At 55.0% G+C, this 12,380-nt stretch carries 12 protein-coding genes and 1 pseudogene; 5 read left to right on the plus strand and 8 right to left on the minus strand.

Going from position 1 to position 12,380, the window contains the following annotated elements; translation table 11 throughout:
• The first annotated feature begins 360 nt into the window (after positions 1-360).
• From arfB to JCM25354_RS07240, 3 genes are all read left to right on the plus strand, one after another.
• Entirely contained in the window at positions 361-783 is a 423-nt protein-coding gene (arfB, locus tag JCM25354_RS07230) for an alternative ribosome rescue aminoacyl-tRNA hydrolase ArfB (RefSeq protein ID WP_025885515.1), read from the plus strand.
• Between the two features lie 215 nt (positions 784-998).
• Positions 999-1,217: a type II toxin-antitoxin system RelE/ParE family toxin gene (locus tag JCM25354_RS17365; protein WP_243443962.1), complete on the plus strand. Its 219-nt coding sequence runs from the start codon at positions 999-1,001 to the stop codon at positions 1,215-1,217.
• Between the two features lie 61 nt (positions 1,218-1,278).
• Positions 1,279-1,608 carry a HigA family addiction module antitoxin gene (locus JCM25354_RS07240; RefSeq protein ID WP_025885516.1) on the plus strand — a complete coding sequence of 110 codons (330 nt, stop codon included), beginning with the start codon at positions 1,279-1,281 and terminating at the stop codon, positions 1,606-1,608.
• 45 nt (positions 1,609-1,653) lie between these two features.
• Here JCM25354_RS07240 and JCM25354_RS22355 read toward each other — a convergent pair.
• The 5 genes and pseudogenes from JCM25354_RS22355 to JCM25354_RS07265 form a co-directional block, all read right to left on the minus strand.
• Positions 1,654-2,213 (minus strand): annotated as a pseudogene (locus JCM25354_RS22355) (IS5 family transposase); the annotation flags it as partial.
• Positions 2,214-2,243: 30 nt separating this feature from the next.
• Positions 2,244-3,761 (minus strand): thioredoxin family protein, encoded by a 1,518-nt coding sequence (locus JCM25354_RS07250; RefSeq protein WP_025885517.1) that lies wholly within the window; start codon positions 3,759-3,761, stop codon positions 2,244-2,246.
• A gap of 12 nt (positions 3,762-3,773) precedes the next feature.
• Entirely contained in the window at positions 3,774-4,544 is a 771-nt protein-coding gene (locus JCM25354_RS22360; RefSeq protein WP_243443963.1) for a TonB-dependent receptor domain-containing protein, read from the minus strand.
• Complete coding sequence (locus tag JCM25354_RS20095) at positions 4,439-6,367, minus strand: hypothetical protein (protein ID WP_051537282.1); 1,929 nt, start codon at positions 6,365-6,367, stop codon at positions 4,439-4,441. The genes JCM25354_RS22360 and JCM25354_RS20095 overlap by 106 nt, the downstream gene beginning before the upstream one ends.
• Before the next feature lie 1,167 nt (positions 6,368-7,534).
• The gene (locus JCM25354_RS07265) at positions 7,535-8,329 is read right to left on the minus strand and encodes an SDR family NAD(P)-dependent oxidoreductase (protein ID WP_025885518.1); all 795 of its coding nucleotides are present in this window, start codon (positions 8,327-8,329) and stop codon (positions 7,535-7,537) included.
• 80 nt (positions 8,330-8,409) lie between these two features.
• Here JCM25354_RS07265 and JCM25354_RS07270 point away from each other — a divergent pair, with 80 nt between their 5' ends.
• A complete protein-coding gene (locus JCM25354_RS07270; RefSeq protein ID WP_025885519.1) occupies positions 8,410-9,012 on the plus strand; it encodes a TetR/AcrR family transcriptional regulator in 603 nt (200 codons plus the stop codon).
• Positions 9,013-9,462: 450 nt separating this feature from the next.
• Here the strand turns inward: JCM25354_RS07270 and JCM25354_RS07280 are convergent, their stop codons facing one another.
• The 3 genes from JCM25354_RS07280 to JCM25354_RS07290 all read right to left on the minus strand — a co-directional run bounded on the left by JCM25354_RS07280 (position 9,463) and on the right by JCM25354_RS07290 (position 11,405).
• Entirely contained in the window at positions 9,463-9,702 is a 240-nt protein-coding gene (locus tag JCM25354_RS07280) for a hypothetical protein (protein ID WP_025885520.1), read from the minus strand.
• Positions 9,703-9,951: 249 nt separating this feature from the next.
• Complete coding sequence (locus tag JCM25354_RS07285; protein WP_025885521.1) at positions 9,952-10,812, minus strand: phage tail tip lysozyme; 861 nt, start codon at positions 10,810-10,812, stop codon at positions 9,952-9,954.
• Between the two features lie 41 nt (positions 10,813-10,853).
• Positions 10,854-11,405 (minus strand): hypothetical protein, encoded by a 552-nt coding sequence (locus JCM25354_RS07290; RefSeq protein WP_025885522.1) that lies wholly within the window; start codon positions 11,403-11,405, stop codon positions 10,854-10,856.
• A 223-nt stretch (positions 11,406-11,628) separates the two neighbouring features.
• Here JCM25354_RS07290 and JCM25354_RS07300 point away from each other — a divergent pair, with 223 nt between their 5' ends.
• Complete coding sequence (locus tag JCM25354_RS07300) at positions 11,629-12,021, plus strand: hypothetical protein (protein ID WP_148301427.1); 393 nt, start codon at positions 11,629-11,631, stop codon at positions 12,019-12,021.
• Positions 12,022-12,380 lie beyond the last annotated feature (359 nt).

Consider the following 12,380-nt stretch of genomic DNA (forward strand, 5'->3'; position numbering starts at 1 on the left):
GCGGTATGGCTGTATTTCTGCTTCCCGCTGAGCTTTCGTCACGTAGAGGAAATGCTTGAGCCGCACCAAGAGACAATGATTCAAAGCGGGCAACTGAAAGTTCCTGAATTGATGAAAGTATTCCCGATCGCGATGAACTTATCTGAGGACGCCCTAAAATTCTTATTTGAAATGTGCATGGCGAAGCCAGTGGGGTCGCTTGCTCTCGACCGCACCCAAAAGCAACCGCGATAGAGGCATGCTCTGCGGCACGCGCATAGAGGAGGATGCGGGGTAACCGACCTCTTTATGGAGGCGCCTGAAAGCTTCATGCACAGCGCATGCGGGTATTTCCCGGTGCGATATGCTATGGGATGCGTCATGGCAATTCCTATTCTCCCCGGCCTGTCCCTTGCCGACAATGAACTCGAGATCAGCTATATCCTGGCGTCCGGGCCCGGCGGGCAGAACGTCAATAAGGTTGCGACCGCAGCGCAGTTACGTTTTGATGCCGCGCGTTCCGCATCCCTATCCGAACGGGTGCGCGTGCGGCTGCTGGAAATTGCCGGTAGCCGGGCGACGCGAGATGGCGTGGTCGTCATCACGGCCAGGCGCTTCCGCACGCAGGTCCGCAATCGCGAGGACGCAATCGAACGTCTGGCCATGATGATCCGCGAAGCCGCCCATCGTCAGGCGTTTCGGGTGCCTACCCGCCCGGGTCGGGCGGCGCGCGCGCGCCGGATGGACGGCAAATCCCATCGTGCGGGAATCAAGCGCGGACGCGCAGCGCCGCGTGAAGATTGAAACCCGCGGCTTCGGTCTCTGGGGTGCGCTTTTCGGTCGATCCTTCGCCAATTCGAAGCCTTAAACCTACTTCCGCTAATCAAAAGAAACGGAAGGAGGTAAATGGCGGGAAACAGCCGTTTTCTGAGATCATCGATCTTATCACTCTACGCCAAACACGAGCGCGACGTAACGATCATCTTTACGTTATCGACGTAATGCCATACCTTACATATATGGAGATCGAGAGTATCAGCCACAAAGGCCTTCGACGCTTTTTCGAGACGGGAAATGCCAAAGGGCTGGTCGGCGACGTAAACCGATTACGAAAGATGCTCGCATTCATCAACGCTGCGGAGTCACTTGACGAGCTCAAGGTGCCTCCAAATTATGGCCTGCATCCTTTGGTCGGAGAGCAGGCAGGCACTTGGTCCGTGACCGTCACTAAAAACTGACGGCTTACTTTTCGTCTCAACGAGCAGGGGCAACTCTGCGATATGGCGTTGGAGGACTACCATGGCGCTTAAAATGCATAGCTCACTTGCAGTCCATGTCGGGGACTGGATCAAGACCGAGCTTCTTGAGCCTCAGAATCTCAGGATCAACACTGTCGCCGAGCACTTGGGCGTTTCCCGCCAGGCGATCAGCGCCCTGCTGAATGGAAGGTGCGGACTAACTGCAGAGATGGCAATCCGCTTCGAAAAGGCCTTTGGCGTGCGAGCCGAAACGCTGATGAGAATGCAGAGCACCTTCGACCTTGCCCAGGCCAGAGCGTATGCGAGCAATCTGTGCATTCAGCATTTCGCACTCCCAAACCGGTCTGATACCGTGAAGCGGCGTGTTTGAGGCAACATTCCGTCGTGTAGGGAGGGCAGGGGTTTATTCAACTGCTCATCTTGGGCTCAGGACACATAGCCAGAACATGACGGTAGCGGCGAGGCAGACTGCGAAAAAGAAGACGGTCGGGCATCTGTCGTAGCGTGTGGCAGCGCACCTCCAGCCCTTGAGCCGGCCGGACATGATCTCGATACAATTGCGGCGCCGGTATTTGCGTTTGTCGTAATTCACGGGCGTCGTGCGGGATCTCCGGCCTCGGATTCAGGGTCTGATCCCCTTTTCCTCCAGCCCTTCCCTGAACCAGTCGGCGTCATAGCCGCAATCAGGCAGGAGCCACTTTACAGCGGGCAGATCGTCCAGCAGGGCAGCGACCCGGTGTGATCGCTGATCTGGCCTGCCGTCATGACGAACCTGATCGGGCGGCCATTCCTCTCCGTCACCGCTGTGCAGCTTCGTGCTCACGCCGCCTTTGGTCCGCCCGATCAGGCGGCCTGGAGCCCCTTTTTTACCCGCAGGCTCGAGGCCGTGCTGTGCGCCTTCAGGTAGGTCGCGTAAATCATGATCGTCTGGTGATCCAATCTGCTGGCCGCCAGACCATCCATCCTTGAGAAAACAACGCTGATGCATGACATCCAGACGACCATTTATAAGCGTCTTATTACATTACGACAATTTCCACGCGCGCAGACATCATCCAATTCCGCACTAACACGCACGAGTATAGCGTCACCGTCATGGCGTATACTCCACGCTTCTAACATACTACCCCAGTCTTTGAGCCTCCTTGCGGAACGTGCTGCGTATCCGCTGGTATTAGCACGCAAGGCGGCAACGACTGTGTCTGCTGAGCGGCTGATCGCCGCTTTGTCGTCCGGCGCCAGTCTGATCACACCGCGCGAGTATAATACTGCCCATTGAAGCCGCGTTGCTGGCCCTTGTGCACTACCTGCCGCCTTGGCCAACCACCCCACTGCGGCACGATTATCCTTAAGGGACTCGGCCAGATCCGCAAGGTCTGCCATGTAGTAATAGGGTGCTACTGAACGGGGTAGTTCAGCTTCCCAAAGTTTAGCTGCAGCTCCCAGTTCGCCTGCTTCTTTAAGCAATTGTCCCGCCTCTGGCATCGTTGCCTGCCGCATGAGCGGGTCGGTGATTGTCTTATCGGCAGACGAGATGCGCTGATGAAGTTTATCAAGCAGCTTGGGCGATATCTTACCGCTGTTATCAGCCTTGGATAACTCTATTTCCGCACCAATAGCCGATAGCCTCTCCGCCGGTGAGATGGCGGTGTCTACAGCCAAACGGTCGAGCGCGACTGTCAACTGACTAGCTAGGCTTCGCCTTACTGCGCGATCAGGTAATGCTAGTATCAGCGACGCTACGTTGTCGCTGAGTTCCTGACGATTAGCTCTGACTTCAGATGCATCCGGGAGAATTAGAGGAAGAATCGTACGCAATTGCCTTTGCTGCGTCGGTGTGAGCTTGGAAGGATGTTGATTGCCAGAAGCTTCGATCAGGGCGGTAAGGGCGAAATGCCTCTGCATTGCAGTCGTGGGGGCCGAGGCAGCCAGGTACGTCAACGTGATAACTTTTTTCTCAAAATCGCCCCGACGCTGTGCATCATCGAACCAGTCGAAATTTGCCAGAAGGTACCAGTCATCAGGTGACAAATGGGCTGGATCGGCAGCCCTGCTCAGCAGATCGTCGACCGAAGCAGTGCGCTTCGCTGCAATCTTCAATGTCTCGGTCAGGCTGGCAGCCATAGACCCGCCGGATAGGCGCGTTATCTCTGTACGGTTCGGCGAAAGCACGATTACCGTTGGATAGCCCTGGATCCTGAAACGTTCCCCCCAAATCTGGGCGTCTTTTGCATCCCCGTCGAGATGAACAGGGATGAACTCATTTGTCTCAGCGATAAAACCCGGATCCTTGAACAGGGTCTGCTTTAAAAGATTACAGGGAGGGCACCACTTGGCCCCCCAATAGAGTAACACGGGTCGATGTTTTTCCTGCGCCTCCGCAAAGGCATCTTCGATGTCTCCCTCGCGCCATGCTATTACAGTGCTTTTTATGGGCTCGCTTCGCACGGGCGTGTAAATGCTGAATGCGCAGACGGCGAGTGCCGACAGAAGTCCTGTGTAGTAAGAAATTCTCAGTTTCATGGTTTATCTCGCTCAGAAATGCGCCCCAATACTCATTTGGAACGAGCGGCCTATCAGCATGTCGTAATACCGTGTCACGCTATATGTGCCGGGATATTTAGGCAGAGCCCCGGTAATATTGTTGATAACGAAGCTCCCGGAGAAATTCTTGGTGATTTGATAGGAAAGTGAAAGGTTGAAGTACGCGAAAGATGGCCGTTTGTTATTCTCATATGTCGTTGCAGGGACCTGAACTTTATAATTTGATTTACCGTACCAGATCGTCTGCCACTGTCCCGAAAACGGGCCTTTGATGTAATTCGCATTCAGGGTGAATAGATCGTTCGGTGCGCTCGTTGTTCCACTCAAAAGATAGGTGTTGCCGAGATAGCTCTGCTGGCTCTTGAGATAATGCGTATAGTTGCCGCTCACTTCGACATCACCGGCATTCTGCGACAAGCCAAAGCGCGACAGCGGCGTATAATAATCCATCGAGCTCTGAAGCGCGCGCGTCTCATATTGAGCAATGTTAAAGTAACCTGCCTGAAAGTTTGCGAGCTGTCCGTCCGAGCTTCTCTGGAAAGCGTTGCAATAAGCGTTATTCGGATAGGACGACGAATCGTAGCAGGCTGCCATCAGGTCATCCGGTTCAAGGCTCGTAATGGCGTTCTTTACCTTTACGTCCACAAGCGACGCCTTCACATCGAGACCGCGTATAAAATGTGGGGCGAACTCTGCCGAAGCCGTATAGCTTTTTGAGGTCTCATTCTTGAGGTGAGAATTCCCGCCAACGGTTCCCGGGATCGTGAAGAAATTATAATTGGATGTGAATGGCTGTTTGATGCCTGCCTTGGCGCAGTTCGCTGCGCGCATAGCTGGATTGGGCCCCTGCGTGATCCTGCATCGGAGCATGGATCAGTGCCTGCTTCATAGTCGGTCTGGCGAGGCTGGTAGAGTTCGCCTACTGACGGATTGCGAACCGAACGTGAAACATTACCAGAAAAACCGAAATCTCTCGTCGGCCACCACGCGCCGCCAAACATATACGTCCAGTAATTTCCGGTGATAGAGTTGTGAATGAAGCGACCATTCGCGGTGGCTGAGAGGCTATACGCGCCAGGTAGGTGCATATCAGGTGAAACGAGAGGTATATCGAGTTCACCAAAAGCCTCATGAGTTTGATAAGCACCGCCACTGTTCGGGACCGGAGCAGAATTACCATATTGCCTATAGGTTTCATCCGGCTGTTGCCAGCCGCGGAAGAATGCACCGGAATCGTAATGATAAGACTCGCGACGATGTTCGTAACCCAGGTCCCAGCGAATATCGCCAGCTGGTAGCTTGAAAACAGTGCTGCTTATCTCCGCCTGGAGATCGCGTTGTGCGTTCTTGTCGCGATAACGCGCATCCGAGATAACATAGTCTCGCGCGCCAGGCGTCATCTGGTTAAACCCGAATGGATTAAGCGGAGCACAGGTCGAACTGCGGGTTGCGACAGGCGCGTTCTGATAACCTGGTGCGCAGACTATATTACCGCTGCTATCGGTTGTTGCATTCAGGGCGTTGACGAGGTTCGCGGTAACGATCGATGGCTGAAGGGTGCTATCGAGATAACGGCTATATTCGCCTTGCGCCTTCCATGAAAAAACACGGTTGAATGCGGTAAAATCACCGTTTAATCCGCCCTGAAAACGATAGGTCTGCACTGTCGTCGTGTACAGGCCAGCATCCAGATCCTGATTAAGGCGTGAGAGATAAAAAGTGCCGGGATCCTGGCCATTTGCAATAAGCGCATTCTGGATCGTTGATCGCTCAGCAGATGTCAGATAGGGATTACTCGTGCTGAGTTGATAGGCACCATTGACGCAATGCGTCGAGCACGTCCCGTTAGTTGAGTAATACGAGCTATCGAGCTGCCCACCCGTATTCTGGGTAAGTGGGCTATCGAAGAGAGGCGTGCTCCAGGTTCCCTGAGCGACCTGGCTCTGCGCCGTACCGCGCGCGTACCATCCTTGCCATGTGGCATGCAGATGTTCTGTCAGATCGTAATGACCGAGCAGGGTAAGATTAAGCTTGTTATTAGGGGCGACAAGCTGATTGTAGTCTTGCAATGCTACACCGTTGCCGCCAATTCCATGAGTGCCGTCGCGCTTCAGATAGCTATTTGCGTAAAGCGGCACCAAGGATCTTCCATTGGGGCTGAAAGTCAGCGGTACATTGCTCAACCCGTTGGTAATGCCGTCATTGGCCTGCCCAGCGAGAGCGGCCCCCGCTGAACCGGTATAGATAGGATTTGCTTGACCCGTTAGTTGCGGGACACCGGTCACCGTGACCTGCGTCAAACGGCTCCCAGGCTGGAGGATGTAGGTATACGGTGATGATTGACCGAGTGGGACGCGCGTATAGAGCGTCGCATTCCGGCCAAAGACATCGGGACGGTCGTTGGCAACCATGCCACCGATATTGCGATACTCGACATCGAAAACGAGACCGCCCTTGTCATGATCGAAACCCGTACCAGCTTTGAATGCGACACGCTCACCTGGTGCATCGAGCTTTTGGGACCAGTTGCCCTGAGCATTAAGGCTGACACCCTTATAATGATCATCGAGAATGTAGTTGACCACACCTGCAACGGCATCTGCGCCGTAGGCAGCTCCAGCTCCACCGAGTTTTGTCTCGATACTCTTGATGAGTGAAGGGGGAGGGCGCTGACATCCACCTGCGAACCAAATCCACCGGAAGAGCCGCCGGCAAACCGCATGCCATTGATCAACGTAAGCGTCCGCTGGGAACCGAGATTAAGCAGTTCCCCAAAAGACTGACCAGCAGAGCTGCCTTGACTTCCGATCGGGGATGTCCCGCTCACACTGAAGGCTGTATTTTCGCGCAAAAGAGCAGTTCCGAGATCGTAATAACCACGGCGCTGAAGCTGTGCCGCGCTTACTGTGACACCTGCCATAACGTTGGTCAGGCGAGACTGAGTAAGGCGTGTACCTGTAACCGTAATTACGTCAGAACCGGCCGAAGGCGTTGTAACCGAGGCGAGCGAAGGCGTGGTTCGCGTGGCAGATGCCTCTGGTACGACTGGCGTAGCGTGCACCGAGGCGCTTTTACGGGGGGCTTTCGCAATGCCATGAGGGCTTTCCGGCCCTTTCGCCTTCGCCTGGTGCCGCGCGTTTCCAGCCTTGCTGTGCGTGGAATGCTGGATACTTGCCGCCTCTACCGAAAGCGACAAAGGCAGGATGCCCCCAACGATCAAACAGAAACCTACGGCAGCAAATTTCGGGCTCTTTTCTTTCGGATACGTTTCTGAATTTCGAAAGGGCGCGTGCAAGATGACCTACTCCTCAAAGGTACGAACACCAATTGAGATTGTTGGTTACACCGATGCAATGTCAGAATGATCTTAATCTACCATTTGTATCGTGCTGTTGCTTAATTACAATGCAAACATAGTGAAAATAATATTCCACTTCCGTTTTATGTTTTTTTTTGCAGGAACGCAGATAACATCCCGTGGAATGGGTTAATTGCTTACGACAAGACAATCTCGGCCCCAGACTGAGCACAGCCGTGCCGTGGCAAGGTCTTCGCGACGCAATTCAGAGTCTATCCGTCGCCATTTGGCGGCCTTCGTCCCTACTCCGATGATGTATGTTGGTAATCGGAACTAGGGCGGCATATTGGAGGCCATTCCAGAGCTCCATGTATAAAATTGTGGGAGCGCAGACGATCCGCTTTCCCATCTCAACTGCCGGGAAGCGGACCTTTCCTGCTGATTTGGCTACGGTTCAGTCGGCCGCATAACGCGGTGCCGGATCACCGGTCTGTGTCGCGCCGAACAGGGTCGAACGCGCGGTCTCATAGGCAGCCCACAGACCCGCATCATGAACGGACGGCAGCGTCACGTCCTCGCCCTGATCGAACCCAGCCAGTGCGGCGTCGACCAGATTCTCGGTCGTCATGATCGCAGCCGGATCGAAGGCCGAGAGCGGAATGCCCGTGTGGTCGTAGAACTCGGTCGCGGTGCCAGCCGGGAGTACGACCTGCACACGCACGTCGGTCTCGGCAAGCTCGCCCTTCAGGCCCTGGCTGAACGTCAGGAGATAGCTCTTGGTGGCACTGTAGAGGGTCGTGATCGGCAAGGCATGAAACGCCATGACCGAGCCGATATTGATGATCGCACCAAAGTTGCGCTTGACGAGTTTGGGCAGCACGGCACGGACCAGGCGGGTAGGCGCGACGACGTTGAGCGCAAGCGTCGCGTTCGCATCGGCATCGCGCATATCGACCGTGCTGCTTAGCTTGCCGTTACCCGCATTGTTCACCAGCAATGCGATACGATCGTCCGAGCGTAGAAGATCCTCCACCGAGGCGAGATCAGCCTCAACCGTAAGATCGGCCTTCAAAATTCGGATCCCGACGCCATGCCGTGTCGCTGTTTTTTTCGACACCTCCCGCAGGCGCTCTGCGCGGCGCGCGACCAGCACGAGGTCGTAGCCGCGGGCGGCGAGGCGATCGGCATAGACGGCGCCGATGCCGGAGGAGGCGCCGGTAATAACGGCGACGGGTTTGCTGGACGACATTATCTGATCCCATATTCTGTAACGACCGTTCTAGAATGTCGAGATTGAATCGGGCTGTCAAACGTTGTTTAATGATCGTTATGGAAAACGCCGTAAAACGCGCTGGAGGGCGCCCCCGAAGCTTTGACCGCGATGCGGCGCTTGAGACTGCCATGCGCATGTTCTGGAAGCACGGCTACGAGGGTGTGTCGTTTCAGCAATTGACGGCAGCACTCGGCATCGGTGCGCCGAGCCTGTATGCGGCATTCGGTAACAAGGAAGCGCTCTATCGCGAGGCGCTGAATCGCTATGCGGACAAGCGCGGCGCGTCGGATTTGTCTTTCATGGAAGGCGCGCGTTCTGCGCGCGAAGCGGTTCGCCTTCTCCTCGACGGCACGGCGAGCGGGCTGGTTGACCCCGAGGGCGAGGTCGGTTGCATGCTCAATACCGGCATGATCGCGAACCATCCCGACCTTGAGGGCCTGGCGCGCGATCTGGCGCGGCGTCGCGCACAGTTTCGCGCGCTTCTTGCCGATACGTTACAGCGATGGGTTGAGCGGGAGCAGGCGGAAGGGCTGTCGTGCTTTGTGACCGCTGTCATGCAGGGCATGGCCATTCAGGCGCGTGACGGTTTCGGACGGGATCAGCTGCAGATCGTTGTCAACGAGGCTCTCACCGCCGTTCCCGACGAGGTAGGGCGCTGACGTTGGAGAGCGACTGCGCCTATTCTTAGCGAGCGGCGTCCGCTTTTGGACGCTATATGCTGATGCTTTGACGTCCGAGATGAGGCGAAAGCTGCCGGCCGGCTTGGAGCACACTGGTAAGAGCGGCGAGCCCCTGAAGCACGCTTTCCGGCCCATCCGCTGCTATTTCGCGCACATCAAACCTACTTCCGATAATATAAGCCATCCGAAGTAGGTCAGCGCATAGGAAGCCATACCGGAATTCATTGTCCGGGATGGAGGGGGGAGCGGAAGGGCGGCTGTTGAGGACGTCTAACCAAGAAACAGACATTCGCGCAGGGCGCTTACAGCCGTATGCCTTCTCGCCGATGCATATTCAGCCCGCGCCGATGGATTGCCCAAGCAGGGCAGGGACGCCGACTGCAACAGGGATATCCCAGACGGACGGAAGAGGAATGTCAGGAAAAGCCATTATTGAAGCCCCGGTGAGTTCACGGCCAGGATGCTGCGCCGGTTGAAGTGATCCTTGAACGCATCCACCACGCCCTTGCCGTCAGTCGCCTGCGTGTTGATGACGATATCGCCGTGAAAGTTGGTGGCGTTGTTCGTCGTTGTCTGGTTGTTCTGAGAGCCGGGGCTGTAGCCCGCCGTGACAGACGCCGCCATCTGGGCGGATGGGTCGGTCCCGATGAGCTTGGGAACTTGCTCCATCTGGTCCTTGAGTGCCGATTGTATGGAAATCAGCCGCTTTACCGCTGCATCCTGCTCGGCTTTGGGGAGGGTATTATTCGTCTTATCGAACGTTTTCGCGGCTTGCGAAATTGCCGAGCTGTTGGCGTCGACCTGAATACTATTTACGTCCTCAGGTATGGCATCCTGCGCTTTTCTGGCGAGAGCAGTACGCCAAGCATCTTCCTTGCCTTGAGCATCGCGCGGCCTCTCAAAGTGTTTTCTGACTGCTTATGTTGCTTCTTCTACTGAAATTTCAGGGTTGCTTAGCAACACCCCGGCCTGCTTTGCCCCGGCGTCGTCGCCTGATTGCATTTCAAGGATCAGTGCACGAACCTGATCCTTGAAACTTGCAGACCTTACGTCGATGCCAAACCTGTTTTTTATTTCTCTTACACGTTGTTTATGCCACTGACCGATGCCGAAAGCCTGCGGACCGAATAGGCCGACATCGCCTCTTGCAAGAGGGTTGAGCTGGCTCTCCTGGTCAATATTTCCGACGATTCCGAGTGCCGCATTTCTCGAAAATTTCGCATCTATCAGAGATTTATAAAGATATCTGCGCCTTTCATCCTTGTTCTTATCTGCGTCTTTCCTCGACTGTGCTATCTCGGCTTCTGTGGCTTTTTCCCCCTGCATTCCATAATAAACGGCTGCTCCACCGGCGATTGCAGGTAGAGCAGCTACGCCAGCCGCTGAAGCTATTGCCCCCGCCGCCGATGCGCCCCCACTGGCGCCCATGACTGCACCAGCCCCGCCACCCATCGCCTTCAATATGCGATATCCTGCAATGCTTGCCAGAATGCCGCCGAGCCCTCCGAATGCCTGAGTCAATTCATTCACGGCAAGCGTGATGCCGCCAATGCCAGCCGCGATTTTGGGATGCTCATGCTCCCAATCCATGAACTGCCGAATAACCTGCGTTAGCTCTGGCGAGAGGTTGGCCACAAGGGAGTTAGTGAATTGCTCTGATTCCTGCCTTAGAATGGTTAAGCTCTGGTATAGCTCGCGAGAATTTTCTAGTTGCTGCCGACTGAGCGCGGGAATTTTTGCTGCTTCAGCTTGCAGTTCTTTTAGCTTAGCCGGGTCCATGAGCGCCTGATTGATGACGCCATCACCAAACCCGAGATCCTTCAGGTATCCAGTCGCGACAGCATTATCGACATGATTGGCATGAATGCCTGATTAAGCCGTAAGACGATATCCGCCCGGAGCCGCCCGTGCTCGTCAGTAAAATCCGAAACGCCAAGCTGCGTGAACGCCCGCGTCACCTGGGCCCATTGCTGAGGATCGGTCAAACGCTGCTGAAGAGCTGCGAATGACTGCGTGACCTCGCCCAACGTCCCGCCCGCCGCTTTCGCCGCCGTCTCAAGCCGTGTCAGGCCGCCGGGGTCCATGTTCAGGCGCTGCGACATATAGTCGAGCTGCATGTTTGCCTTGGTCGTATCGCTGACAAATGCCTTCAGGCTCCGACCAGCGGTAAACACGGCGAACATGGCTAGCGCCTCCCGACGCACCCCAGCGAAGGCATCCGCCCCCTTGCGGCCTACGCCCTCGATGCTGTTCCCGGTATTCCCGGCCTGCTTCTCAAACGTGCGAAGATCCTCGACCGCCTTCTTCGCCGGACCGGAGAACTTCTTCGGGTCGAGAGCCAGCTCAACAACGAAGCGATCGATGACGGACATTCAGAGCTCCAAACGCAAAAAACCCGCACAGCCAGAAGCCATGCGGGTGTAATAATTCGATTTGACCAGGCAGGTATGCTCTATCGGGCCATACAGAAGCAAGGGTTACGCAAGGGCAGGGCGCTTTCTGACGCTGATCTTCTGCAAACTCAGGTCTGTTACATTGACGGAAAAATGACGGACGCTTAGATTAGATACCCAATTCAACTTGGAATTTTTCAGTATGCGAAACTCTGCTTGGCTCTTGCTTGGCTTGCTTATAGGTGGCGTTGCTGAACATAATCTCAATAAAATCCCCTCATACGCCAAACTTTTTAGCCATCCGCATGTGCCTGTGTTCATAGCCTTTCCTGAAGATCAAAAAGGCACGCTGCTCCGGCTTTTGCAGGGAGAGATGATCCGATACAGCACCAATCCCGCAGACAACCATGTGCAAGGTGAACAGGCGTTCAAATCGGCCGAAACCGAACTTATAAGACAAGATATTTGCTTGTCTGAACCAAACGATAGCGATGGCTCTTTTTACATGCGGAAATGTTCAGACGCTCTAACGCTGTACCGTGTGACAATACCGATATCGGCAGATGGTCACATTATGGAACCGATTTATTACTGATATGTAGGCATAATATAAACTACAAGGATGCGTAAGACCATGCGTCGGCAACTTACTCGCAAAGCAACGGATACGCTCTTGGCGCTAATGATATGCGCCACTCTTTGCGGGGAGACCGTCGCGCAAGATAAGGCTGATTACGCAAACGGCGATGCCTCTAATGGATTCAGTGCGCAAGCTTACCCAATGTCACAGAACGGATGGGCGCGGAACGGATTTACCGCAGAGGAGCGCGACAAGCTTATTGCTGCGGGTTTTCCGAATGGGGACGAGGCTATAAAATGGTCATCGGTCCTATCAAAAGCGGGGCAGGTCGCTCCCGATGTAATTGGCACCTATTACAAGGCAGGGAAACATTT

It is taken from the genome of Asaia prunellae JCM 25354 (assembly GCF_000613885.1).
Lineage (GTDB): Bacteria > Pseudomonadota > Alphaproteobacteria > Acetobacterales > Acetobacteraceae > Asaia > Asaia prunellae.